Raw genomic sequence first — 24436 nt, 5'->3', positions numbered from 1 at the left:
GAAACCAAGATGACAAAACAACTGCTAACCGTCGATGGGCTCAAGGTCTCATTCCAAACCAGGGACGGGCAAAACCAAGCGGTGCGCGGCGTCAGCTTTCACGTGGGCGCCGGCGAAACGGTCGGCATCGTCGGTGAATCCGGCAGCGGCAAAAGCGTCACGGCCAAGGCGGTCATGGGGCTGATCGCGCCGCCGGGGAAAATCACGGAAGGCGAAATCCGTTTCCAAGGGGAGGATTTGGGCCGGCTGACGGAACGCGAGTGGCGGAAGCTCCGGGGCAACCGCATCGCGATGGTGTTTCAGGATCCGATGACGTCGCTCAATCCGGTCAAGACGATCGGTTTTCAAATGGCGGAGGTCATCCGCCGCCACCGCGGACTCGGCAAAAAAGAGGCGCTGCAGGAAGCGGTGGACATGCTGCGCAAAGTCGGCATCACCGAGCCGGAGCGCCGCGTCAAGCAATACCCGCATGAATTCAGCGGCGGGATGCGTCAGCGGGTCATGATCGCGATGGCGCTCTCCTGCAATCCGGAGCTGCTCATTGCCGACGAACCGACGACGGCGCTTGACGTGACGATCCAGGCGCAAATCCTCGATTTGCTGAAGCAGCTGAAGGAAGAATCGGATACGGCCGTCCTGCTCATCACCCACGACCTGGGCGTCGTTGCGCAGGTCTGCTCCCGCGTCGTGGTCATGTACGGGGGGATGGTCATGGAGGAGGGAACGGTCGAGGATATTTTCTACCGGACCGGCCATCCGTACACGCAAGGGCTGCTGCGTTCGCTGCCGAAGCGCGTAGGCGCAAACCGTGAGCGCCTCGTGCCGATCGAAGGCTCGCCGCCGGACCTGATCGATCCGCCTCCCGGCTGCCCGTTCCAAGACCGCTGCCCGTACGCGTTCGGCAAATGCTCGGAGCTGCCGCCTGCGGCGGACCTTGGGGAAGGCCACCGCTCCTTGTGCTGGCTCGTACAGGACAAGAGCACGCTGAAAGAGGCGCTTGGGGAGGAGGAAACAGGCCAATGAGCGAAAAGATCATGGTTGACGTGCGAAACCTGAAAAAACATTTCACGAAAGGCGGCGAGGTGCTGAAAGCCGTGGACGGCGTCAGCTTTCAAATCCGCAAGGGCGAGACGTTCGGCCTCGTCGGCGAATCCGGGAGCGGCAAATCGACGGTCGGCCGCTGCCTGATCCGGCTGTACGATTATACGGACGGGGAAGTGCATTTTGACGGGCAAAACCTGTCGAAGCTGCGGGACAAGCAGCTCAAGCCGTTCCGCCGGCGGATTCAGACCATTTTTCAGGACCCGTATTCCTCGTTGAACCCGAGCATGAGCGTGCTGGACCTGATCGGGGAACCGCTTGATATCCACGGCCTTTATAAAAAAGCCGATGAACGGAAAGAATTCGTGGCCGGCTTGCTGGAAAAGGTCGGGCTCAAACGCGAGCATTTGTACCGTTTCCCGCATGAATTCAGCGGCGGGCAGCGGCAGCGGATTTCGATCGCGCGGGCGCTCTCCGTTCGTCCCGATTTCGTCGTATGCGACGAACCGATCTCGGCGCTGGACGTGTCCGTGCAGGCGCAGGTGGTCAATATGCTGGAAGATTTGCAGGAGGAGTTCGGGCTGACGTATTTGTTTATCGCGCATGATTTGTCCATGGTGCGCCACATTTCCGACCGGATCGGCGTCATGTACAGAGGGCGCCTGGTCGAAGTGGCGGAAAGCGACGAGCTGTACGACAACCCGCTTCATCCATATACGAAGGCGCTGCTGTCGTCCATCCCGATTCCCGATCCGCGCACGGCAAACGAAAAAATGGCCGTGAAATACGAGGTGCCCACAGCCAAAGACGGCGAAGTGCCTGAGCTGCGTGAAGTGAGTCCGGGCCACTTTGTGGCAGATCATTAAGAGATAAGAGGTGCGAACAAAGCATGGATAAGAACCAACGCGTCAAACTGTCCCAATGGGATGCGTTAATGCTGGAAGGACTCCGGGCGTACGGCTGGCAGGATGAGGAGCTGCTGCGCAGAGTGCGCGAACGCGATTTGCCGAAGGATACGAGCATGTTCGAATTCGATTATGAGGCATTGGCCGAATTGGCGGCCGCAGAACCCGGGTTGTTCGAGTCCGCGGTAACGAACGGTTATTCCATCAAATACAATACCCTTGGCGGACTTCGCTCCTGGATCTTGGTCGCCTGCGGCTTCGAGCCGGAGGTCAACCGCGAACCGGGACAGGAAGCGGTGACCGCGGAGCTGACTCCCGCACAGAAGGAGCGCCTTGCGTCCGTCATTTCGTACGGCTGGGTGATCCGCGATGAACCCGGCAGACCCGGCGTGTACCGGATCGAGCCGATGCAAAGGTAACAGCGGCCCCAATACGGCAAATGAATTGTATGTTCCATGCCGTGATGGTATACTACATGGTAAAGACGTGTATAAATAAACAAAGAGCAAGGATGCGGGAACATCCTTACTCTCTGCACAACAGCCGCTGTAAGGGCGGTCAGCTTAATAGGTGTCTAGATGTATGGTAGACCGCATACCTTTGGCGAGGGCGGTCTATTTCTTTTTCAAGTAGGTAAGCAGCGCAAGAATGAACATGCCGAAGCTGATCATCAAGGTTAGCGCGTCCTTAACCTCCATGGGCATCACCTCCCTTCCGGGAGATTAGCCGACCGCCCATAAGCTATCTGTCGTTACGAGAATTATAGCATGAAAAAATTGGGCGTACTATGCCCAAGCATAGCAGGTGTAAAAAAGCTCAAGCGACCGCGCAATGAATTCGCGTCTTGCTTGAGCTTTTTCTATAAGAAAACCTGTTACTTTTTCAGCAGCAAATAGATAAAATACGGCGCGCCGATCAAGGCGACCACGATGCCCGCCGCCAGGCCGTCCGGGTCGGCGAGCTGGCGGCCGATCGTATCGGCAAGCACAAGCAGCCAACCTCCGGTCAAAATCGCAACCGGAATAAACAATTGGTTCCGCGGCCCGACCAGCGCTTTGGCGATATGCGGCGCCATCAGCCCGATAAATGCGATCCCTCCGGTGACCGAAACGGCGGAGGCCGCAAGCGCAACGGCGGTTAACAGCAGCACCACGCGTTCTTTATTCAGCGACACGCCGACGCCGATGGCGACAGGTTCGCTTAGCGACAGCATGTTCAGCTTGTTCGCCTTGTACAGCGTAAAAGGAATCAGCACCACAAGCCAAGGCAGGAGCGCCCAAATAAACGGCCAGTCCGTTCCCCAAATGCTGCCGGCAATCCACTTCGCGATGAAGTCGACCTTCTCCCGTTCGGCGGACGAGATCAGCACGACCATCACCCCCGAAAGCGCCATGGAAAAGCCGACGCCCATCAGCACCATCCTCACCGGTTGCAGTCCGGATTTACGGCTGTAGGAGCAAACATAGATCAAGCAGGCCGTAATCATCGCCCCCACGAAAGCCATCACGGGCAGCAGGTAAATAAACGACCCGGCTTCTATCGGGGCAAAAAGAAAGAACAGCGATACGGCGACGCCTGCGCCGGAGTTGATGCCGACGATGCCTGGGTCCGCCAAGTCGTTGCGGGTGATCCCCTGCAAAATCGAACCGGAAAGCGCCAAAGCCATGCCTGCGAGCAGCGTAATGACGATCCGCGGCAGCCGCACGGAGAAAAGCACGAAATTTTCCTTGAACGTGCCTTGGCCAAGCAGCGTCGGGATCAGCCGGTCGAAGGAGAGGGACGCATAACCGAGTCCCATGCTGACGATCGCCGTCAGCGCGATAAGGATGAGCAGAATCAGCAGGATAAGCCGCTGTTTCCGAATAAGTGCCGGATGTATCATAAGTTTGCCCGCCCTCCTTTACGCGCAATGACCAGGAAGAAGGGCAGGCCGAGCACCGCCACGATGGCGACGACGGGAGCCTCGTATGGAGCGCTGATCGTTCGCGCGAGTGTATCGGCGATTATCATGAAGGCGGCTCCCAGGGCGGCCGACATCGGTATTATAAAACGGTAATCGGTGCCGACGATGGCCCGCACGATATGCGGAATCATCAGCCCAAGGAAGGTCAGGCTGCCGACGAGAGCGACCGACGCGCCCGCGAGAAGCACCGTCACGACGAACAGAATCGCTTTGATCCGCGCGGTCTTTTGGCCGAGCCCGACGGCCACCTCTTCGCTGAGGCTGAGGATCGTCAGCTGCTTGGACAGCAGCAGCGCAACGACGATGCCGAGGACGATGAAGGGCACGATGGTCTGAAGCTGGCTCCAGTTTGCGCCGATCAGGCCGCCGGAGGTCCACATCGATACGTCCTTGGATTTTTTGAACGTGATGCCTACGCCGTCCGCGACGGCGTTCAAAAACGCGGAAATCGCCGCTCCGGCCAGTACGATGCGCAGCGGGGAGAAGCCGCCCCTTTTAACGGCGCTGATCCCGAAGACAAGCGCAGCGCCTGCGGCTGCGCCGATAAAGCAGGCGATCATCAGGCCGTAGTAATTGGCGGATGCCAGAAATGCCAGCGTGACCGCCAGCGCCGCATTGGCGCCGGCCGTCAGTCCGAGCAGGCCCGGATCGGCCAGCGGGTTGCGCGTCATGCCTTGCATGATCGCCCCGGCCACGGCGAGCGCCGCTCCGACGAAGATCGCCGCGACTTCGCGCGGCAGCCGGATTTCGCGGATGATCGATAATTTTTCCCCGGCTTCCTTGCTTGTTAAAGCGAGCCATACATCTTTTACCGAAATGTCTGCGGCCCCGACCACCATCGACAGGATGAAGACGGCAGCCAAAAGCAGCAGCGCGGTCAGTATTTTATAGGTGAAAGGGATACGTCCAGCCACTTTGTTCATGATGCGCTACTTCCCAAGAAAATGTTTTGTAATGAAATCGAGCTGGTAGTCCAGCGTGATCGGATCGTTGAAATAGAACGCTTTGGCGTCCGCAACGAAGACGTGGCCGTTTTTAACGGCAGGGATATTTTTGTACGTTTCCGTTTCCTCGAGGGAGTTGCCCGAGTCCTGGTCTTTGCTGAAAATGATGTAGTCGCCGGCGAATTCGGGCAGCACTTCGGGAGAAAGCGCGTAGTAGCCCTCTTTTAATGCGGTTTCCTTCACTTTTTCAGGCATGTTCAGCTTCATTTGCTGATACAGGATTTCAGTGCCGCGGCCCCAGTTGTCCCCATACACGTACAGCTGCTTGTTGAAGGTTTCGATGACGGATACGGTAGCCTTGTCGCCGATTTTGGCTTTGATTTCTTTGCCGGCTTCGTCGGCGCGTTTTTTGAAATCATCCACCCATGCTTGAGCTTCTTTTTCCTTGTTCAGCAGCTTGCCGATTTCCAGGTGCTGCGTCAAATAATCGACTTTCCCGTACGTAAACGTGACCGTCGGCGCGATTTGCTTCAGCTTATCGATGTTTTTGATGTTGGACAGTCCGATAATCAGGTCGGGATTCAGTTCGATGATTTTTTCCAAATTTTCATCCGAAACCTCCTGGGCGTCTTTCAGCTTGTTTTCGAAGTTCGGGTTCATTTTCGACCAGGAGTCGACGCCGACCAGGTTGACGCCCAGAGACAGGACGTTGCCGGCGAAGGAGGACAGAACCACGACACGCTTCGGATGGGCCGGCACCTCGACGGGGCCGTTTTCGGATTGATAGGTGATCGTTTCGGAGTCGGCTTCTTTCGCGGCCGCGTTGCCTTCGACTTTTCCGTCGGCTCCGGTTTTGCTGCTGCAGGCGCTTAACACGAGAATAAGGCAAAACAAAAGTGGCAAGAATGCTTTTTTCATTGGGATGACGCTCCTTTTTAAAAATATATTGAAATCCGCTAGGCTTTGATCAAATCATAGGTAATGCACATCGGCTTGTCGGTCCGGGGATCGCGTCCGATGGCCGCATCGATGGAATAGACCTGCTTCAGCACTTCGGGGCAGATGACTTCCTCGCCGCTGCCGGTTTTTACGACTTCCCCGTCCTTCAACGCGATGAGATGGTCGGCAAAACGCGCCGCCTGATTGATGTCATGCAGGACCATCACGATGGTGCGCTGCTGCTCAACATTGAGCTTCTGCAAAAGCTCGAGCACTTCCAGCTGATGCGCCATATCGAGGTATGTAGTCGGCTCGTCGAGGAAAATAATGTCGGTTTCCTGGGCAAGCGCCATCGCAATCCATACCCGCTGGCGTTGTCCGCCGGAGAGCGTATCCACCGCCCGGAACTTGAAATCTTTGGTGCCCGTTTCTTCAAGCGCCCAATCGATGACCTCATAGTCGCGCGTCGTCAGGCGTCCGAATCCTTTTTGATACGGAAAACGGCCGTATGATACCAACTCGCCGACCGTAAGCCCGGCAGCGCTTTCGGGCGTCTGCGGCAGAATCGCCATTTTTTTGGCCAGCAGCTTCGTGTTTTCTTTGGCGATATCCTCGCCGTCGAGCACGACCGCTCCGCCCTGATGCGGGATGATCCGGGTGATCGCCTTCAGCAGCGTGGATTTGCCGCAGCCGTTGGAACCGATGATGGCGGTAATCTTTTTGTCGGGTATGTTCACGCTGAGATTTTTGACAATGGAACGTTCGCCGTAACCGATGTTCAGTTCCGTTGTGTACAGCCGAACCATGACTTGCCCCCCTTAGATGGATTATATTTTTGGAAATCGCGTTATGTCTGCCGAACCGCACGCCGATGCGGCGGAAATGTTCTTGGACAACAACTGATAATGATTCTCAATATCGTTTTAAAGAATAAGTTGATTTCGGGAAGATGTCAATAGAATCTTGAAAAAGAAGAAAAACAAATGTATATTTTTAATGAGAATGAGAATTGTTATCAATAGTAATTGCGGTGACTATATAAATTTTTGAGGAGCGAGCGGATATGGTGCAGGAAGACATTTTCGATATGACGGTCATCGGCGGGGGGCCGGCCGGTCTTTACTCCGCTTTTTACAGCGGCCTGAGGGAAATGAAGACGAAAATCATCGAGTTTCAGCCTGAGCTGGGCGGCAAAATCCATGTCTACCCGGAAAAAATGATCTGGGACGTCGGCGGCTTGACGCCGATTCCGGGAGCCCGGCTGATCGAGCAGCTGGTGCAGCAGGGGTTGACGTTTAATCCGGAGGTCGTGCTGAACGAAAAGGTTGAATCCATTACGCGGCGGGAAGACGGAATTTTCGAACTCCACGGCAGCTCGGGGCGCGTCCATTTGTCCAAAACGGTCATCGTTGCCGTCGGCAGCGGCATTTTGAATCCGCAGAAGCTGGACATCGAAGGAGCAAGCCGGTTCGAGGTGGAAAATCTGCATTATACGGTCAAGTCCCTGAAGCGGTTTAAGGATAAGACGGTGATTATTTCCGGCGGAGGCAATACCGCCATCGATTGGGCGAACGAGCTTGAGCCGCTGGCGAAAAAAGTATACGTTACTTACCGCAAGGATGCATTCGGCGGCCATGAGGCGACTGCCACCCAGCTGCTGAACAGTTCGGTGGAATGTTTGTTCCATCGGACGATTACGAAGCTGCATGCCCGGGCCGACCATGAGGTGATCGAACGCGTCGAGCTGACCCATCTGCAGACCGGGGAAGTCATGGAGCTGTACGTGGACGACGTGATCATCAATCATGGCTATGAACGCGACACGAGTTTGCTGCAAAACAGCGACTTGAAGATCGATATCGCGGGCGGGGATTACATAGCAGGCACGCCGGGCAGCGAATCCTCCGTTCCGGGCCTTTATGCTGCCGGCGACATCCTGACGCATGAAGGCAAACTTCATCTGATCGCAGGGGCCTTTCAGGACGCGGCGAACGCCGTCAATAAGGCGAAGCGGTTTATCCAGCCCGATGCCGATGCCATCGCCATGGTCTCCTCGCATAACGAAGCTTTCAAGGGCCGCAATAAAGAACTCGTAAAAAAAATGATGGGGTAACTTGATCGGATCAAAAGTCCTTTTGTCTCGCACAAGGGGGCTTTTTTAGCGTTTGACCGTCCATCCTGCAAACCATTCCTGGCCATCCCCTTTCTCGGCCATCTCTTCTTATATATGAAAACCAATGCGTTCTATCATCCAAAAAATCGCTCATCCGCGACACATTTCGTTTTTTAGCGGCTCGATTTTGTGTATTGCGGGAAAAACAACTAATTATTACTAATTTTTTTAGCATTCGATATATAAAAAGGATGCGGTTCTGAGTTAAAATAAGGAAAATAGGACCTTATATTATCACTTCATGTAAGACGGAAGTCTAGGGTAGAGAGATCATACGCCTATATAACATGAATAGTTCATATTTAGCACCATACATCGATGTCAAACGAAGATGACAAGGAGAGAGCGTGTGATGGTTAAGGAGCAAACGAGGTATTCCCGGCTCGCGAACATTACGAAACTGATCAACACCAAGCTGGAATTGCGAGAGGTATTGCAGCATGTCACGACAGCCATTTCGGAGGAAATCGTTCAATGCGATTCCGTCGGAATTTATTTGCCGCAAGGCGATGGGACTTTCAGGGGGTATGTCGGCAAACCTGAGACCATCAATGGAATGACGCTGGATATGCACATCATCGATACCAACCGCGATCTGCTCGCCAAAGAAGTGATCGAAACGCAAAAAACGATCTACATTCCGAACACATCGCTAGATAAACGTCCCGACACCTGGGCGATCGAAGGCTTCGAGATCAAATCGCTGCTCGTTCTTCCCATCTCGTATGAACAAGAGCTGTTTGGGCTCGTCTTTCTGTTCGATTACGGCATTCCGATGAATTTGACGGAATCGGAGATCCAGACGGTGGAGGCGTACGTCAATATGGCGGCCGTCGCCATCCGCAACGCCAACAACTTGACGCATAAGGAAAACCTGATCGCCGAAAAGCAGCTCCTGCTCGACGTGACGCGCAACCTGTCGATGTGCTCGACCATGCAGCAGGGACTGGACACTTGCTTTTATTATATCGCCAAAGTGTTGAACAACTACAACATCGGGGCCCATTTGCTGGACCCGCTCGCCGGTAAAAGAATCAAACCCGCCAAGCTGAGCAAGGACAGCGACTGGTCTGAAGAAGACTGGATGCGCACGCATCAGAGGGTCAAAATCGACCCGGAAAATGATCGCGTTTTCCACGAGGTGATCCGCACGAAAAAAGCGATCATCATCCCCGACGTTTCCAAGGACGGCAGGCCGAACCACGAGGCTTGCCGCGATTTCGGAATCAAAGGGATGTACATGTTCCCGCTTGTATCGATGGGCGAAGTGCTGGGCGTGATCGCGGTGGTCAATCTCGGCGAAAAAATGATGATCTATTCCGAAGCCACCATCCAGCTGTGCCAGTCGATCGTGGAAGCCACCGCCTCGACGTTGTCGAATTTGCTTTACATGGAAAAGCAGGAGGTGATCATCGAGGAAAGGACCTCGGAGATCACGTTCAAGAACAGGGAGCTCGAAAGGGTTGTTGCCGAGCTGCAGCAGCTGAGCCGGGAAAAGGAACTGATCCTCAACTCGGCGGGAGAAGGAATATTCGGCCTTGATCTTCAAGGCAACATTACCTTCTGCAACCCTGCCGGCGAGGCGATGCTCGGCTACGGAACCAAAGAGCTGATCGGCCGGCCTGCCGGGGTCATTTTTTACGGCAAGGATTACGAAAAGGAAGACGAGGACGGCTACGGCGGCCGCAAATGGGATAAATGCCATACGGATGACGTCTTTTACCGCAAGGATAACACCAGCTTCCCCGTCGAATACGTCATTTCTTCCATCAAGGAAGGGGAAAAAATCGTCGGCGACGTCGTGACGTTCAAAGACATTACGCAGCGGAAGCAGATGGAGGAGGAAATCAAATACCACGCTTATTTCGACAGCGTCACGGACCTGCCCAACCGGGTATTGCTCAAGGACAGGCTCAATCAGGGCATTAAATATGCTCAAATGAATGGGGGAAAAGTAGCGCTCCTGTATTTGGATCTGGACCGTTTCAAGTTTATCAACGACACGCTGGGGCATACCTACGGGGATCTGCTTCTGCGCGACGTTGCCAAACGCCTCGTCGACTCCATTCCGAAAAGCGCCACCGTTTCGCGCCAAGGCGGGGACGAATTTACGATTTTCCTGCCGAATATCAACAGCAAAAAAGAGATCCTGAAAGTCGTCAACCAGGTCATCGCTTCCTTTGCGGAGCCGTTTTACATCAAAGACAACGAAGTATACATCAAAACGAGCATCGGCATCAGCTTGTTCCCGGACCACGGCGATACCAGCGAGACGCTGATCAAAAACGCGGATACGGCGATGTACAAATCGAAGGAGATATCGGGGAACAGCTACCATTTTTTCAGCACGGGCATGGATACGCGAACGTTCGAAATCGTCAAATTTGAAAACGCCTTATATAAAGCGCTGGATCAGGAAGAACTCATTCTCTACTACCAGCCGCAAATCAACTACGAAACGAATGCCATCGTCGGTGTGGAAGCTTTGCTTCGCTGGAATCATCCGACCGAGGGCATGGTGCCGCCGGACGAGTTCATTCCGATCGCCGAAGAGACGGGCCTGATCGTCCCCATCGGGGAATGGGTGCTGCGGAACGCGTGCATGCAGATCAAAGAATGGCATAAAAAAGGGTTTCCGCAGATCAGCGTATCCGTCAAACTGTCGGTCAGGCAATTCGAACAGAACAATTTGTTCAACACGGTCAAAAACATTTTGAAAAGAACGGACCTTTCGCCCGAATTTCTCCATCTGGAGGTTACCGAAAACCAGATCATCAAAAACACCGACGTTACGCTCAGAACGATGGAGCAGCTTAAAGGCCTCGGCATCAGCATCGCCATCGACGATTTCGGGACAGGTTACTCCTCTCTGGGATATCTTAAAAACTTTCCGATCAGCACGCTCAAAATCGACAAATCCTTCGTGCAGGACATCATCAAAGACGACGATAATGCGGCCATTACGAACACCATTATTACGCTGGCCCAAAATTTGAATCTGAACGTCATCGCCGAAGGGGTGGAGACGAAGGAGCAGGCCGAATTTTTGGCCGCCCGCAGCTGCTACTTGATGCAGGGTTATTATTTCAGCCGCCCGATGAAGGCGGAGGACATTGCCGAACTATACCTATCCTGCGGAGTGAACTAAGTCCCGGCGGGCCCGGTTCACTCCAATACATCATAGATAAATAGAATTTTTTAGGAGGTTTTTCATATGAAAGCAGCACGCGCAGTTTTAGAGTACTTGAAAGGACTTGGTGTAAGGCATATTTTCGGCATTCCGGCAGGTTCGGTCAACGTTTTGTTCGACCAGCTGGTGGAGATGCCTGAAATTACACCGATCGTTACCAAACATGAAGGAGCCGCATCGTACATGGGGGCGGCTTACGCAAAATATGCCAACCAACTCAGCGTCGTCATCGGCTGCAGCGGGCCTGGCGGGACCAATCTCGTGACCGGCGCGGCCAACGCGATGCGCGAACATCTCCCGGTGTTGTTTCTGACGGGCGCGGTTCCGGTCAATACCGTTGGACTTAACGCTTCGCAAGAGCTGGATGCCGAGCCGGTATACCGTTCCGTAACCAAATACAGCGTCACGGTGCGCGAGTCCAAGGATCTGCTTGCCGAAGTGGTTAAAGCGGTCGAGATCGCGATTTCCGGCGTGCCCGGCCCGGTCCATGTGGCGATGCCGATCGACGTGCAGCAAGGGGAAGTGCAGGTCACCATTCCCGGGCCGCCGAAAAGAACGCCGATCGTGCCGGAGTTGGACACCGTCAAAAAGGCGGCGGAAGAGCTCGCAAAGCGGAAGAGCGGATATATTTTCATCGGACAAGGCGTCCGCAATTCGGTGGATCAAGTGCTTGAGCTGGCGGAGCTGCTGAACTGGCCGATCCTGACGACGCCGCAGGCGAAAGGGCTGATTCCCGAAGAATATCCGCTTCTCTCCGGCGTATTCGGTTTTGCCGGACACGAAAGCACGTCGGCGCTCGTCAACGAAGGCGACGGACAAGCACTGCTGATTCTCGGCTCCAGCTTGGGCGAAACGGCAACAAACAACTGGAATATGAACCTCACGAAAAACCGTTTCTGCGTGCAGATGGACTTTGACGAGACGGTATTCGGCCGCAAGTACGAAATCGACATCCCGGTTCTGGGCGATATCAACCTGAGCCTGACGTTCCTGCTCGAAGAACTTAGGGCGCTTGGATTGCCGAAAACAGACGTTAAAGCGCTGGAGAAGCCGCAAGGATATGTCGCGACGGAAGAATACAACACGCAAAACGTGCTGAAAAGCCTGCAAAAGCATCTGCCTGCGGATACGCGTTACACCGTCGATATCGGCGAGTTCATGTCCTATGTGATCCATTATATGAACGTCCTGGATTACAACACGTTCGACATCAACGTTCATTTCGGCGCGATGGGCAGCGGCATCGGCTCCGCCATCGGTTCGAAGTTCGCCGATCCGGACCGTCCGGTTGTGTGCATTACGGGAGACGGCTGCTTCTTCATGCATGGCATGGAAATTTTGACCGCCAAGGAATACCGCCTGCCGATCTTGTTCGTCGTCATGAACAACGCGCGGCTGGGCATGGTGTACCACGGACACGAGCTGCAGTATAAACGGTCGCATGCTTCCTTTGCTCAAAAAGAAATCAGCATTGCGGCGATGGCGGCGGCGATGGATATTCCAAGCTACCGCGTGGAAGACCTTGGCGACCTGAATGAAGAAGCGCTGAGCGGCTTGCTGAATGCAGGCGGACCTGCCGTTCTTGAGGTCGCTTTGGTGGACAATAACACCCCTCCGATGGGAGACCGCGTGAAATTCCTGTCTTCCTTCGGCAAATAACGAAAGCAAACAGGGCTCTGATCGAGGATCAGGGCCCTTTTTTTGAAGGTATAAGAAGGTATAAGTTTCGAAGCGATGGCTTCCTTATATCACAAGGAAAATTTCCGCTAAGCGCGGTCTGTCTTCTGTGAAAGTACGTCGATAGACGTTTTTCTTAAACCGAATGAACCCGGCTGAAGCCGGGAACAGCCGACATATTGCGAAACATCAAACTATAAATGGCTGTATGAGTTCCGGATGGCTGCCATGATCGCGCCCATAGTTTGGCCTTTAAAGGCATCCGGCACGGGTTGGCCGCCGGGGTCGGCGTAATATAAGCTTTTCCGCTCCCCATCGGGACGATAACCCAGATCCGTCAAGGCTTGATTCAGATCTTCCGGCAGCCCGTCCATCCCCGTCCGCTCAAGGAAATACGCCGTGGGGTATACGCTGACATCCACGTCTCCTTCGCCCGTATACACGACGAACAGATCATGATCCTTCCGCACGACCCATTGGCCTTTGGAAAACAACGATATTTTTGCTTGATCCAGCGCGGATATGGCATCGAGGTTGACGCCGAACAGGCTGTTCAGCAGACGGCGGATTTCCGGGCCGGACCAACGTTTGCCGCCCGTAGCCAGCTTGATGTCGATGATCTCGCGGGGCGCGGGCATGCTGCCGTCGGGATGAGTTCCCGACTGTTGAAGTCCGCCGGCTGCCTGAATTTCATGCTCGGCCTCTGGAAGCAGGGACACATGATCCAAATCCATGCCGAAAAGCCGCTGAACGACCCCATGAATGACATTCCCCGTCGGTTCCCGGTCGAATGATTGAAGATAAGCGTCCATTAATTCCGCCTTATTCATTTGTTTTCGGCGTTGTTCCAGTTCATTCGGACCGGCATTCGGCAGATCCCTTGCGAGCGTCTTGTTGATGCCCTCCGTAATGACGTCCGATAACGTTGCTTCGTTTTGCTGATTCATAGAACCTCCACAATTGTTAAAGATATCCATTTTGGGTTATGTGTCTATTATAGCGGAATCTATCGGATTGCAAAAAGCGATTTTTAACCCTGCCTTAAGAAGCGCCGGGAGCATGAATAAGAATCAAGCGTATCTTCTGCATCATTTCGAAAAAGGTTGTCCCTATGACGTGTTACTCTTATAATATGGTAATACGGTACCATAATAAAGCGAAAATACTGCGAATAGAGGGGCACATCATGAAACGGATAGCGGTCATCGGCAGCAGCGGCGGCAATTTATATAATTTGGGGGGCAAAGACCCGGACAAGCTGATTGGGGAAATCGCGGCCCAATGCCACGGCGCAGGCATTGAAATCGGCGCGGTGCAGTTTATTGCGGCATCGGAGTCGATGGATACGGCCAAAGAAACGACGGCGGCGGTTCTGTATGCATGGCATCCGGACGAAAACCGGCTGATAAAGCAGGCGGAAGGTTCGTTGAAGGAAGTGAACGAAGCGGCTTTCGGGATGGATGGCGAGATGGCTGGGCTGGTCGGATCCGGAAAAATCGACGGCTTGATCGTCATGAGCGCCGATCCTGAAGGAGCGAACGGCCGGACGATTCAGGCAGCAGCGGCGCAGGCCATTCCCGTGGTGGGGACGGGCGGCACATCCATGGCTTTGATAGCTTCGAAAGGCGCCAATGTCATCGCCACTTCGGGTACGACCGGAACGACGAACCGGACAAGGGCGGTATCGTTTATGACTTCGTTATGCAAGCATTGGGGCATCAAATTTGTTCCGGTGCTCGGAAGCCCCGGCGGTTCCAAACTGCCTTCGGGCAAACCCTGGCGGAGAATCAATCTGAAAGGCATTATGCAGTCATCGCTGCCCGGTTTCATCGCCATGGCGATCGTGCTGGCGCTCAGCCAAATTCCGGCGCTCAAAGGTTTAAGCACGGTGTTCGACATCATGCTGAAGGCGCTGCCGGTCGTTTTGGCGGTCATCGCGGCGAAGCAAATCGCCGATCTCGATGAAGTGTCAATTGTGGCCGGCGTTATTGCGGGAACGTTGTCCATGAACGGCGGAATTATCGGGGGCATACTCGGCGGGATCGGCGCAGGGCTGCTGGTGCAGTTCCTGTTCGTCAAATGCGTGCAGTGGCGTTTTCCAATGACAACGGTCAACATCGTGGCGGGAGGTTTTGCCGGACTCATTTCGGGACTGATCATGTACTATTTGGTCGCCCCGTTTGCGCTCCAGGCGGGAGAATGGATCAAGCACCTGATCAATCTGGCCATTTCCTTCAACCCGATTGTAGCGGGCGTGATCGGCGGCCTGCTGATCTGGCCTGCGATTCTCGGCGGGGTGTACCATGCCGCGATTTTGCCGATCGTGCTCCTTGAAATGGAGAAGACGGGCAACAGCTTCCTCGGCGCGATCGATATGGTCGGACTTGTGATGGTATCTGCGGGCATTACGTTGGCGAACCTGATTGCGCCCAGAGATAAAGGCGAAGCGGCGGTAGCCGCCCCCGGTTTTCTGATCAATATGGGTTTCGGCACGTTCGTGGAAGCCGCTTATCCATTCATGTTTTCAAACAAATGGGTGTTCGGGGGAGCAATCGCGGCGGCCGGAGTCGGAGGCGGTCTGGTCGGCGTATTCCAAGTCCGGGGAACGGCTTACGTACCTTCGTTTATGGGGCCGCTGCTTTCGAACAACGTGATCGGATTTACGATTTCCATGGCAGCCGCGCTGCTGCTGGCGTTGATAATCACGCTGGTGGCGAACAAGGCTTCACGGAGCCGTAAAACATCGGATCGGAACCTGTCCGCCCAGCAGTCGGCATAAACGAAGAGCGATAGGATAAGACCCGGCGTGGCCTGAACTCAAGCCAACCGGGTCTTCTTTTTACCTGTTAAATGCTTGTATCGATTCCCGTATTGGAACGGACCAAAATTTCATCATAACTGGCCTGATCGTTCCGGTTTGCGGATTTGCGTGAAACAAGCGTGCCGACGTAGCCGGCGATAAAGCCGAGCGGGATCGAGACGATTCCCGGGGTGCTGAGCGGGTACAGCGCCTCGCCGACGAACATCGCTTTGCCTTCGACCGGGTTGAAGACGTTCGGACTCACGATGACCAGTCCGACCGATGTCACCAGCCCGACCACCATCGCCCAGATGGCGCCGTTCGTGTTGAAACGTTTCCAGTAGATGGTGTACAAAATGACCGGCAGATTCGCGCTGGCGGCAACGGCAAAGGCCAGGGACACCAGAAACGCAACGTTCAGGTTTTTGGCGAACAGAGCCAGCACGATGGAAAGCAGGGAGATGCCGATCGACGCGTAACGCGCCATGTTGATCTGCTGTTTCTCGGTCGCTTTGCCTTTGCGCAAAATTTGATTGTAAAAATCATGGGAAAAGGCGGCGGCTGCGGTCAGCACCAGACCGGCGACGACGGCCAGAATGGTGGCAAAAGCAACGGCGGAAATAAACGCGAACAGGAAGTTGCCCCCCAGCGCTTTCGCAAGCAGCGGCGCTGCCATGTTGCCGGCTTTGTCGGCCGCGACGATATCGCTGTTGCCGACGAAGGCGGCGGCTCCGAAACCGAGGAAAATGGTCATCACGTAAAAAATGCCGATGATCCAGGTGGCGTAAACGACCGAGCTGCGGGCGACTTTGGCATTGCGGACGGTAAAGAAACGGACCAGGATATGCGGCAGCCCCGCGGTACCCAGCACCAGACCCATGGTCAGCGAAAGGGTGTCGAGACCGTCCTTGTATTTGACGCCCGGGTTCAGAAACGCTTCCTTCAGCGGCGTGGCGGTGCTCATTTTGGCATACATATCGGTAATGCTGAAATTGAATTTATACAGCACGATGATTGAGATGATAAACGTACCTGCCATGAGCAGGAGCGCTTTGACGATCTGCACCCAGCTGGTGGCGTGCATCCCGCCGAAAATGACGTAGACGGTCATCAAAATGCCGACCACGATGACGGAGGTCGTAAAATCGATGCCCAGCAGCAGCTTGATCAAGGCCCCTGCGCCAACCAGTTGGGCAAGCATGTAGAAGATGGAGATGGCGATCGTGTTAAACGCCGCAAACCCCCGGATTTTGGGGGCGTTAAAACGCACGGCGATCATGTCGGCAAACGTATATTTGCCCAGATTCCGCAGCGGCTCGGCCACCAGGAACAAAACGACGAGATAGGCGACCAGAAATCCGATGCTGTAAAAAAATCCGTCGAATCCGGCAAGCGCGATCGTCCCGGCGATCCCGAGAAAGGAAGCGGCGGACATATAGTCGCCGGCAATGGCGAGCCCGTTCTGCCAGCCGGTCAATCCGCCTCCGGCGGTATAAAATTCGCTGGCGGATTTCGTTTTTTTGGACGCCCAGTATGTAATGAGAAGCGTAAAAGCGACAATGACCAGAAACATGGAAAACGCGGCTGTATTCATTTTTTACCTCCGTTTTCTTCCCGGATTTGCTCGGAGAGCCGATCGAATTTGGCGGCTTTCTTATAATAGAGCATGCATAAAACCCATGTCATGACGAACTGCAAAAAGGCAAGCACCCAAGCCCAAGTGATGCTGCCGAAAAAGGGTTTGTTCAAAATCGTGGTGTAGGAGGTCAAAATCGGTAAGGCAAAATAGAAGCAGAAAAAGAAAATGGTCAAAGGGATGATAAATCTTTTCTTTTCGCGGAGCAGCTGTTGAAAATAGGCGGATTTCCGGATGGCGGAATACTCTTCAGGCGTTCTTTTGGTTTGTGCACGCTCATTGGAGCGGGGGGTGATTTCCATAGTCGAATCCCTCTCATTCTCGTAATGTAAGCGTTTTATTAAGGACACTTAAAAAAAGATCCGCTCCATCTCCTCCCTTGCAAACAAAATAGGGTGCTTATTGAAGGCAAATCTGTTTTTATTATATAATAAGTCCATTTTTTGTAAACCTAAAAATTATCGGCTCAGGCATTGCGGCTCGTTACACGGTGAGGGTGAATGTCGGTCAAGGTCATCTACCAATAGCCCAAATTGCAGAAAAGAGGCCGATTGGGAGGCTGGGGCGGCGATTGCTAACTACCTTGGACTTTCATTGACAAATCCGGGCGGAGAACGTATAGTTTCCTAACAACAAAACGGTCCGCTAAAAGGGCATATTATTTTCGGACGAGGATGTTGCAAAAATCCAAAGAGCGGCTTCCAAACGGCAATATATAGATCGAAACGGTTTCGTTCGTCTATAGATTTTACCCGGGGGCGGGCGGAATCGGATTTTGCAAAATCCTGAGACATCAGAGGTGTGGTTATGAATGTGTGGATCGGCCTGCTTTGCCTGATCTGGGGATTTAACTGGGTGTTTATGAAGCTGGCGAACGGGGTGTTTCCGCCGGTGCTGTTCGCGGGTTACCGGTTTGCGCTTGGAGCGCTGGTGCTGGTTGCGGTATGCTTGGCGAAGAAAGTGCCGCTGCCCCGGCTGCGGGATTTGAAATGGTATATGCTTTGCGGCATATTGCAAACGATGTATTTTAACTTGGCCATTCAGCTTTCCCTGAAGGATTTGAGTGCGGGGCTGACTTCGGTGCTCACATACAGCATGCCGTTGTGGCTGACGTTGATGGCGCATTTTTGGCTGCCGGGCGAACGGCTTCGCCTGCGGAAGCTGCTCGGGATCGTCATCGGAACGGCCGGTTTGTTCGTCGCCATGGATGCGCACTGGAGCGGCAGTACCCCCGCGCTGCTCTTGGCCGTATCGTCGGGGCTGTCGTGGGCGCTGGCGAATCTGCTCGTCAAACGGAAGCTGGGGCATTGCGACATGCTCCAGTTTACGACGTGGCAGATGATTACCGGGGCTGCCGGGCTGCTGCTGTATTCGGCGCTATTCGAGCAGGGGGAAAGCCATTGGGGCGTTATGCCTGCGGTGTACGTCGCCTTTTCGGGTATCGTCGGCTCGGCGTTGGCTTTTGTGATGTGGTCTTACATTCTGTCCAAAGTCGAAGCGAGCAAAGCCTCCATTTCGTTGCTGATGGTTCCAATTATCGGCGTGGTATGCGGGGTGCTGTTTTTGCATGAAACGCTCGGCGTCGTTACGCTTGCAGGGATTGGGCTGGTGCTCGCAGGCATCTGGCTGGTCAACGGAAAAAGCCGGCAGGGCAACAGGCCGGTTGCCCAAGGCGCCGCATCCCCGGCGCAGCGGCAGGCATAGCGGGAAAATGCAGTTGCGGTTTCTTCCGCATGGCCATCTTTTTAATTACTGCGCAAAGGAGTAGATGTTCATGAAATACCGCCGTCTGGGAAACAGCGGTCTGGAAGTATCCCTTCTGGGGCTCGGGACGAATGCGTTCGGAAAAAGGGCCGACCAGGAGACCTCGACGCGGATTCTTCATCATGCGATCGATCGAGGCATCAATTTCATCGACACGGCTAAAATCTATGCAGGCACGGAGTCGGAGCGGATCATCGGAGAGGCGTTGGCCGGGAGAAGGCATGAAGTGGTGCTGGCGACGAAAGCCGGGCTGGTCCGCGGGGAAGGCCCCAATTCGCGAGGGTCCTCGCGCTTTCACCTGATGCAGGAGCTTGAAGGCAGCCTGAAAAGGCTGCGTACCGATTACGTGGATTTGTACCAGATCCATACGTTCGACCCGAATACGCCGCTGGAAGAGACGCTCCGCGCCCTGGACGACATGGTGCGTGCCGGCAAGGTCCGGTACATCGGCGCTTCCAATTATGCAGCTTGGGAGCTTATGAAGGCGCTTGGGATCAGCGACATGAAAGGGCTAAGCCGCTACGTGTCAATTCAGACCAGCTATTCGCTGGCGGATCGCACGCCGGAGCAGGAGATGGTGCCGCTTTGCCTGGATCAGGGCGTGGGCATCATTCCGTATTTCCCGCTGGCCGGAGGCATACTGACCGGCAAATACAGCTTTGCCGATCGGGCGCCGCTGAAATCCCGGGCGCAGACCGACCCGAGTTTTGGCCGGTTTATCAATGATCAGACGCTTACGCTTTCGGAGCAGGCGAGCCGGATTGCCGGGGAGCAAGGCTGCACGCCAAGCACGTTGTCGATCGCCTGGCTGATGGAGCGGCCCGCCGTTTCGACCGTGATCGTCGGGGCAACCCGTCCCGAGCAGCTGGACGAAAACCTGAAAAGCTTGGAGCTGAATCCGGGTTCGGAGGTTCTGCGGCAGCTGAACGAGATTAGCGAGGCGTTCCGGTACGGCAAGCCTTTTGCGACGTATCGATTGACCTAGATAGAATGAACTAAAGAAATGAAGCTTACAGGTTCAATCTATATAGATAGATATCAACGGCCAAGCCGCTCTTCGGAGCGGCTTTTTACATAGGCGGCTGTTTGCAAGGAGTCGTCTTATGCAAAGTGCTTGAGATAAAATCGCCGGTGCCATGTCCCCGCTTTCGCTTGGACGGCCGGAAAGCCGGGACATGAACCCATGCCCAGGCCCCTGCATAACATATAACACAATTTGCAGCAGGGGAAGGGAGTGACCCTACAACATGGTCATTCATTTAACGGCAATTCATTACGTGTATTTGGCGTTTATCGTGCTGATTATGGCGCTGCTCATCCGGCGGCGGGACACGACGATGCTTTGCGTCGCGGGAATTTTGGCGCTTGGCGTTTTGGCGACGGGCACGGTCAGCGGCTCGGTATCCGGGATGTTCAACTCGTTTATCTACGCGACCAAAGAGCTGATGGGAACGATCATGATCATCTCCATTATCGTGGCGATGAGCCGCGTGCTGATCCGGACCGGCATCAATGAAGCGATGGTGGCGCCGCTGACGAGGTTTTTGCGCACGCCGGCCATGGCCTATTGGGGCATCGGGATCATCATGATGGTCACGTCTTTTTTCTTCTGGCCTTCACCCGCCGTCGCGCTGATCGGCGCCGTTCTGCTTCCGGTTGCAATCCGGGTCGGCCTGCCCGCCCTGGGTGCGGCGATGGCGATGAACCTGTTCGGCCACGGCATCGCGTTATCCGGCGACTATATTATTCAGGGCGCGCCGAAGCTCACGGCCGACGCGGCCGGGCTGCCCGCGGCAAGCGTGATGGAAGCGAGCGTGCCGCTCGTGGTTTGCATGGGGCTTGTCACGACGGTGACCGCTTTCTGGATGATGCGCAAGGACATGAAAAACGGGACGTGGAGAGACGGATTGGTAAAGATCAAAAGCGCAGGGAATACCCTTGCCGCAAGCGGAGAAGAAGATGAACAGGCCCTTCGGCTGCCTGCCGCTGCCAAAAACACGCTGGCGCTGGCGATTATGCTTCTTTTTCTTGCCGATGTGGCGGCCATGTTCGTGCTGAAGCTTCAGGGCGGGGATGCAACCGCGCTCGTCGGAGGCACGGCGGTGCTCATTCTGATCGTCATTTCGCTTATCGCCCACAGAAACGGCGGGCTCGAAAAAATCACCTCTTATTTGATCGACGGCTTCGTTTTCGGCTTTAAAGTGTTTGGCCCGGTCATACCGATCGCCGCCTTTTTTTATCTTGGCGATTCGGCGTTTACCGATTTGTTCGGAAAAGTGCTGCCCGAGACATCGCATGGGATCGTCAACGATCTTGGGGTAGCGCTGGCCGGACTTGTGCCGCTCAACGGGGTCGTAGGGGCCGTCACTTTGACCATCACGGGAGCGATCACCGGGCTGGACGGTTCGGGTTTTTCCGGCATATCACTCGCCGGCTCTATCGCCCAGCTATTTGCCGCGGCAACCCATACGGGAGCCGCGACGCTGACTGCCCTCGGCCAGGTAGCGGCGATTTGGGTCGGAGGCGGTACGCTGATTCCATGGGCGCTGATCCCGGCGGCCGCCATTTGCGGCGTCAGCCCGTTCGAGCTGGCCCGCCGCAACTTGAAGCCGGTGTTGATCGGTCTCTTTGCCACAACCGTTTTGGCGATCTTTTTGTTGTGATGCACCCATATATTTACATCCCGAATACCGAGAGGTAATATCAAGCTGTTAGTGAAGGTTACCGCCCTAAACGAAGCAAAGGATGGAGACGATGAACAACAAGCTCGCATTCACGACATTGCCTGCCGCGGCGATGGATCCCATAGCGGTAAGGAGCTGCAGAAGAGCCGCTTCCAAAGACACTCGCCGCGGAGTTTAGACGAATACTTCATGAGGAATCATAACGATTCGAAAACGGAGGAGGAACGTGACATGAAGCAATCCCGGAACGAAAGCAAATCCGAAAGGGCGCAGCATGCCAAGCCTGTCGGCATGACGGCCGCGGCGGGTTTTCAAATCGGCGTAAGAAGAACCCTGCCTTCGACCGTGCAGCAAGCCTGGTCGCTGCTGATCTCTCCCGAAGGAATGAAGCTGTGGATCGGGGAAGTGGACAAGCTGGAGCTGAAGCCTGGACAAACCTTTGCCGCGGCCGGCGGGATCACGGGCGAGTTTCGGGTGGTCAAGCCGCCGGAGCAGCTGCGGATGAGATGGAAGCTCCCCGGATGGGAGCATCCGTCCACGCTGCAGATCCGCGTTTTGCCTGCGGCGCAGGGAAAAGCGACCGTCAGTTTTCATCAGGAGAAGCTTGAGGACATGAGCGCCAGAGAGGCGATGAAAAGCCGTTGGGAAGAGGTATTGGCAAACCTGCGCGAGCTGGCGGATCAAATGGGATCGAACAAATAGGATGGAAGCCTGATTACCCGGTTCGGCGATGTGGATTTGCACGTACACAACCGGCAGGAGTTGCTGCGGTTCTATCCAATGCTTCGGCCAGCGCTTGGCTTCAGCAGCCGCAAATCCTGCCTGCCTCCCCTTGTTTTGCTAATAAAATTTTGGGACAATAATGACAGATTTCCGTTCCGATCTGTTAAAGTAGAGAGGTACGACAATTTTACGCTTTTTTGAAAAGAGGAACGTAAACCGATGAATAAACCATCCATTTATGGACTCACTTTGGATCAGCTTGCCGCATGGCTGGCTGAGCATGGACATAAAAAATCTCGCGCCCGGCTCGTATGGGAAGGACTGTACCGCAGCCGGGTGACCGAATTCACCGAGATGCCCGAGCTAAAATCGGAGTGCCGGGCTTTGCTGGAGGAACATTTTGCGATCCAGACGCTGGAGGAGCATACCCGGCAGGAATCTGCCGACGGCACGATCAAATTTTTGTTCCGGCTGCAGGACGGCAACTTGATCGAAACCGTGCTGATGCGCCATAAATTCGGCCTGTCCGTCTGCGTGACGACGCAGGTGGGTTGCAATATCGGGTGCAGCTTCTGCGCCAGCGGTCTGCTGAGCAAAAGCCGGGACTTGACGAGCGGCGAAATCGTCGAGCAGGTGATGAAGGTCCAGCTTTATCTGGACAGCCGGCAAAAGGGCGAGCGGGTCACCCATATCGTCGTCATGGGCATCGGCGAGCCGTTCGACAACTTCGAGCATATGTCGAATTTCATCCGGGTTATTCGCGATCATAAAGGCCTGGCCATCGGACCGCGGCATATCACGGTGTCCACCAGCGGTTTGGTGCCGAAGATCCGCGAATTCGCCGACAGCGATCTGGGCACGAATCTGGCGATTTCCCTGCACGCGCCAAACAATGAAATCCGGACGCGCATCATGAAGATCAACCGGGCTTACCCGATCGAGCCGCTCATGGAGGCGATCGATTATTATCTGGAGAAAACGAACCGCAGGATTACGCTGGAGTATATTTTGCTAAAAGACGTCAACGACCAGCCGGAGCACGCGCTAGAGCTGGCACAGCTGGTGAGCAGCCGCAGACACCTGGCCAACGTCAACCTGATCCCGTATAATCCGGTAGACGAGCACAGCCAATATCAGCGGAGCTCCAAGGAGACGATTACCGCCTTCTACGATACGCTAAAGAAAAACAACATCAGCGTAAGCGTCCGGCTCGAGCATGGCACCGACATCGATGCGGCCTGCGGACAGCTGCGCAGCAAGCAGATCCAAAGCGAACGCGGGCGCAGCGCGAAAGCAAGCCGGGCCGCGAACGAGTAATAACGGGAAGATGAACATTTCCATGAAAAAAGCGCATTCCCTCAAGCCGGGATGCGCTTTTTCCGGTTAAAGCGTATACTGCAGCTTCGCTCACCCTTGTGCCGCCGCCACGATAAACAGAACCCATCCGGCCAAAAAAGCCACGCCGCCCAGCGGCGTAATGGCGCCAAGCTTCCGGATGCCGGTCAGGCTCAGCGCGTACAGGCTGCCGGAGAACAGAAGCATCCCCGCAAAAATAAACCATCCGGCCAATACGGCCATGGAGGCATGCTGCGCCATTCCCGCATAAAGCCCGATCAGCACAAGGCCAAGCCCGTGGACCAAATGGTATAACACGCCGGTCTGGTATGTCTTCTGTTGGCTTTCGTTCAGGCGCTCCTTCAGGGCATGCGCCCCGAAAGCGCCGAGCGCCACCGCAAGAAACAGCATGATCCCGCCAAGCATCAGCATCGTACTCAAATGATATCACCTCTTAAGCCCATATTACCGACGGGATGGGGCAGGCGTCAATGCTGCCGGTATTTTTAAGCCATCTCCATTTATAGAGAATAATTTGTTAAAATGGTTGGGAGAGGAAAACGGAAGACACGGCACTGCCGATCTTAACAGGAAACCTTCTCCGCTTTTTGCAAACGCTTTAATGAGGCGGGTTTTGCCGCACTGTGGTTTGAATGAAGGCG

General features: G+C 54.8%; 21 protein-coding genes. 12 read left to right on the top strand and 9 right to left on the bottom strand.

The genetic code is table 11. The features are described from left to right. Nucleotides 1-9 precede the first annotated feature (9 nt). The 3 genes from GQY55_RS16265 to GQY55_RS16255 are packed head-to-tail and all read left to right on the top strand — an operon-like array spanning nt 10 to nt 2365. A complete protein-coding gene (locus tag GQY55_RS16265; protein WP_160042928.1) occupies nt 10-1023 on the top strand; it encodes an ABC transporter ATP-binding protein in 1014 nt (337 codons plus the stop codon). Continuing rightward, the gene (locus GQY55_RS16260; RefSeq protein ID WP_160042927.1) at nt 1020-1907 is read left to right on the top strand and encodes an ABC transporter ATP-binding protein; all 888 of its coding nucleotides are present in this window, start codon (nt 1020-1022) and stop codon (nt 1905-1907) included. The genes GQY55_RS16265 and GQY55_RS16260 overlap by 4 nt, the downstream gene beginning before the upstream one ends. Nucleotides 1908-1930: 23 nt before the next feature. After that, on the top strand, nt 1931-2365 hold the full coding sequence (locus GQY55_RS16255; protein ID WP_160042926.1) for a hypothetical protein: 435 nt from the start codon (nt 1931-1933) through the stop codon (nt 2363-2365). 195 nt (nt 2366-2560) lie between these two features. Here the strand turns inward: GQY55_RS16255 and GQY55_RS31445 are convergent, their stop codons facing one another. The 5 genes from GQY55_RS31445 to GQY55_RS16235 form a co-directional block, all read right to left on the bottom strand. After that, nucleotides 2561-2650, bottom strand: coding sequence for a putative holin-like toxin (locus tag GQY55_RS31445; protein ID WP_236575656.1), 90 nt, complete (start codon nt 2648-2650; stop codon nt 2561-2563). 170 nt (nt 2651-2820) lie between these two features. Then, entirely contained in the window at nt 2821-3828 is a 1008-nt protein-coding gene (locus GQY55_RS16250) for a FecCD family ABC transporter permease (protein WP_160042925.1), read from the bottom strand. Continuing rightward, a complete protein-coding gene (locus tag GQY55_RS16245; protein ID WP_160042924.1) occupies nt 3825-4832 on the bottom strand; it encodes a FecCD family ABC transporter permease in 1008 nt (335 codons plus the stop codon). Before GQY55_RS16245 ends, GQY55_RS16250 begins: the two co-directional genes overlap by 4 nt. 6 nt (nt 4833-4838) lie before the next feature. Continuing rightward, nucleotides 4839-5771 carry an iron-hydroxamate ABC transporter substrate-binding protein gene (locus tag GQY55_RS16240; RefSeq protein WP_160042923.1) on the bottom strand — a complete coding sequence of 311 codons (933 nt, stop codon included), beginning with the start codon at nt 5769-5771 and terminating at the stop codon, nt 4839-4841. A 38-nt stretch (nt 5772-5809) separates the two neighbouring features. Continuing rightward, complete coding sequence (locus tag GQY55_RS16235; RefSeq protein ID WP_160042922.1) at nt 5810-6598, bottom strand: ABC transporter ATP-binding protein; 789 nt, start codon at nt 6596-6598, stop codon at nt 5810-5812. Nucleotides 6599-6855: 257 nt separating this feature from the next. Between GQY55_RS16235 and GQY55_RS16230 the strand changes: the two genes are divergently transcribed. The 3 genes from GQY55_RS16230 (at nt 6856) to GQY55_RS16220 (ending at nt 12814) form a co-directional block, all read left to right on the top strand. Continuing rightward, nucleotides 6856-7905, top strand: a complete 1050-nt coding sequence (locus tag GQY55_RS16230; protein ID WP_160042921.1) for an NAD(P)/FAD-dependent oxidoreductase — start codon at nt 6856-6858, stop codon at nt 7903-7905. Between the two features lie 412 nt (nt 7906-8317). Beyond that, a complete protein-coding gene (locus GQY55_RS16225; RefSeq protein WP_160042920.1) occupies nt 8318-11113 on the top strand; it encodes a bifunctional diguanylate cyclase/phosphodiesterase in 2796 nt (931 codons plus the stop codon). A 66-nt stretch (nt 11114-11179) separates the two neighbouring features. After that, nucleotides 11180-12814 carry a thiamine pyrophosphate-binding protein gene (locus GQY55_RS16220; protein WP_160042919.1) on the top strand — a complete coding sequence of 545 codons (1635 nt, stop codon included), beginning with the start codon at nt 11180-11182 and terminating at the stop codon, nt 12812-12814. 212 nt (nt 12815-13026) lie between these two features. On the opposite strand, the gene GQY55_RS16215 is transcribed toward GQY55_RS16220, so the two are convergent. Continuing rightward, on the bottom strand, nt 13027-13779 hold the full coding sequence (locus tag GQY55_RS16215; RefSeq protein WP_160042918.1) for a hypothetical protein: 753 nt from the start codon (nt 13777-13779) through the stop codon (nt 13027-13029). A 239-nt stretch (nt 13780-14018) separates the two neighbouring features. Here GQY55_RS16215 and GQY55_RS16210 point away from each other — a divergent pair, with 239 nt between their 5' ends. After that, nucleotides 14019-15611 carry a PTS sugar transporter gene (locus GQY55_RS16210; protein ID WP_160042917.1) on the top strand — a complete coding sequence of 531 codons (1593 nt, stop codon included), beginning with the start codon at nt 14019-14021 and terminating at the stop codon, nt 15609-15611. A gap of 67 nt (nt 15612-15678) precedes the next feature. Here the strand turns inward: GQY55_RS16210 and GQY55_RS16205 are convergent, their stop codons facing one another. Both GQY55_RS16205 and GQY55_RS16200 read right to left on the bottom strand, forming a co-directional pair. Next, nucleotides 15679-17226, bottom strand: a complete 1548-nt coding sequence (locus GQY55_RS16205; protein WP_160042916.1) for a solute symporter family protein — start codon at nt 17224-17226, stop codon at nt 15679-15681. Continuing rightward, nucleotides 17223-17570: a DUF485 domain-containing protein gene (locus GQY55_RS16200; RefSeq protein ID WP_160042915.1), complete on the bottom strand. Its 348-nt coding sequence runs from the start codon at nt 17568-17570 to the stop codon at nt 17223-17225. The genes GQY55_RS16205 and GQY55_RS16200 overlap by 4 nt, the downstream gene beginning before the upstream one ends. A 505-nt stretch (nt 17571-18075) precedes the next feature. Between GQY55_RS16200 and GQY55_RS16195 the strand changes: the two genes are divergently transcribed. The 5 genes from GQY55_RS16195 to rlmN all read left to right on the top strand — a co-directional run bounded on the left by GQY55_RS16195 (nt 18076) and on the right by rlmN (nt 23756). Further along, nucleotides 18076-18972, top strand: a complete 897-nt coding sequence (locus GQY55_RS16195; RefSeq protein WP_160042914.1) for a DMT family transporter — start codon at nt 18076-18078, stop codon at nt 18970-18972. A gap of 70 nt (nt 18973-19042) precedes the next feature. Beyond that, on the top strand, nt 19043-20017 hold the full coding sequence (locus tag GQY55_RS16190; RefSeq protein WP_160042913.1) for an aldo/keto reductase: 975 nt from the start codon (nt 19043-19045) through the stop codon (nt 20015-20017). 262 nt (nt 20018-20279) lie between these two features. Then, entirely contained in the window at nt 20280-21695 is a 1416-nt protein-coding gene (locus GQY55_RS16185) for a hypothetical protein (RefSeq protein ID WP_160042912.1), read from the top strand. Between the two features lie 252 nt (nt 21696-21947). Further along, a complete protein-coding gene (locus GQY55_RS16180) occupies nt 21948-22418 on the top strand; it encodes an SRPBCC family protein (protein ID WP_160042911.1) in 471 nt (156 codons plus the stop codon). A gap of 240 nt (nt 22419-22658) precedes the next feature. Continuing rightward, entirely contained in the window at nt 22659-23756 is a 1098-nt protein-coding gene (gene rlmN, locus GQY55_RS16175; RefSeq protein WP_160042910.1) for a 23S rRNA (adenine(2503)-C(2))-methyltransferase RlmN, read from the top strand. 90 nt (nt 23757-23846) lie between these two features. Here rlmN and GQY55_RS16170 read toward each other — a convergent pair whose 3' ends face one another. Then, the gene (locus GQY55_RS16170) at nt 23847-24215 is read right to left on the bottom strand and encodes a DUF423 domain-containing protein (protein WP_160042909.1); all 369 of its coding nucleotides are present in this window, start codon (nt 24213-24215) and stop codon (nt 23847-23849) included. Nucleotides 24216-24436 lie beyond the last annotated feature (221 nt).

The sequence above is a fragment of the Paenibacillus sp. USDA918EY genome (assembly GCF_009870825.1).
GTDB lineage: Bacteria > Bacillota > Bacilli > Paenibacillales > Paenibacillaceae > Paenibacillus_AQ > Paenibacillus_AQ albilobatus.
Note: the sequence above shows the minus strand (reverse complement) of the source record. Positions and strands in the feature narration are given on the sequence as shown.

Bases quoted from the DNA above. Each gene is read 5' to 3' on its own strand.
- GQY55_RS16235 (WP_160042922.1), bottom strand. From the start codon at position 6,598: ATGGTTCGGCTGTACACAACGGAACTGAACATCGGTTACGGCGAACGT.
- GQY55_RS16250 (WP_160042925.1), bottom strand. From the start codon at position 3,828: ATGATACATCCGGCACTTATTCGGAAACAGCGGCTTATCCTGCTGATT.
- GQY55_RS16200 (WP_160042915.1), bottom strand. From the start codon at position 17,570: ATGGAAATCACCCCCCGCTCCAATGAGCGTGCACAAACCAAAAGAACG.
- GQY55_RS16220 (WP_160042919.1), top strand. From the start codon at position 11,180: ATGAAAGCAGCACGCGCAGTTTTAGAGTACTTGAAAGGACTTGGTGTA.
- GQY55_RS16185 (WP_160042912.1), top strand. From the start codon at position 20,280: ATGGTCATTCATTTAACGGCAATTCATTACGTGTATTTGGCGTTTATC.
- GQY55_RS16240 (WP_160042923.1), bottom strand. From the start codon at position 5,771: ATGAAAAAAGCATTCTTGCCACTTTTGTTTTGCCTTATTCTCGTGTTA.
- GQY55_RS16195 (WP_160042914.1), top strand. From the start codon at position 18,076: ATGAATGTGTGGATCGGCCTGCTTTGCCTGATCTGGGGATTTAACTGG.
- GQY55_RS16260 (WP_160042927.1), top strand. From the start codon at position 1,020: ATGAGCGAAAAGATCATGGTTGACGTGCGAAACCTGAAAAAACATTTC.
- GQY55_RS16245 (WP_160042924.1), bottom strand. From the start codon at position 4,832: ATGAACAAAGTGGCTGGACGTATCCCTTTCACCTATAAAATACTGACC.
- GQY55_RS16215 (WP_160042918.1), bottom strand. From the start codon at position 13,779: ATGAATCAGCAAAACGAAGCAACGTTATCGGACGTCATTACGGAGGGC.
- GQY55_RS16255 (WP_160042926.1), top strand. From the start codon at position 1,931: ATGGATAAGAACCAACGCGTCAAACTGTCCCAATGGGATGCGTTAATG.
- GQY55_RS16180 (WP_160042911.1), top strand. From the start codon at position 21,948: ATGAAGCAATCCCGGAACGAAAGCAAATCCGAAAGGGCGCAGCATGCC.
- GQY55_RS16265 (WP_160042928.1), top strand. From the start codon at position 10: ATGACAAAACAACTGCTAACCGTCGATGGGCTCAAGGTCTCATTCCAA.
- GQY55_RS16190 (WP_160042913.1), top strand. From the start codon at position 19,043: ATGAAATACCGCCGTCTGGGAAACAGCGGTCTGGAAGTATCCCTTCTG.
- GQY55_RS16230 (WP_160042921.1), top strand. From the start codon at position 6,856: ATGGTGCAGGAAGACATTTTCGATATGACGGTCATCGGCGGGGGGCCG.
- GQY55_RS31445 (WP_236575656.1), bottom strand. From the start codon at position 2,650: ATGCCCATGGAGGTTAAGGACGCGCTAACCTTGATGATCAGCTTCGGC.
- GQY55_RS16225 (WP_160042920.1), top strand. From the start codon at position 8,318: ATGGTTAAGGAGCAAACGAGGTATTCCCGGCTCGCGAACATTACGAAA.
- GQY55_RS16210 (WP_160042917.1), top strand. From the start codon at position 14,019: ATGAAACGGATAGCGGTCATCGGCAGCAGCGGCGGCAATTTATATAAT.
- GQY55_RS16205 (WP_160042916.1), bottom strand. From the start codon at position 17,226: ATGAATACAGCCGCGTTTTCCATGTTTCTGGTCATTGTCGCTTTTACG.
- rlmN (WP_160042910.1), top strand. From the start codon at position 22,659: ATGAATAAACCATCCATTTATGGACTCACTTTGGATCAGCTTGCCGCA.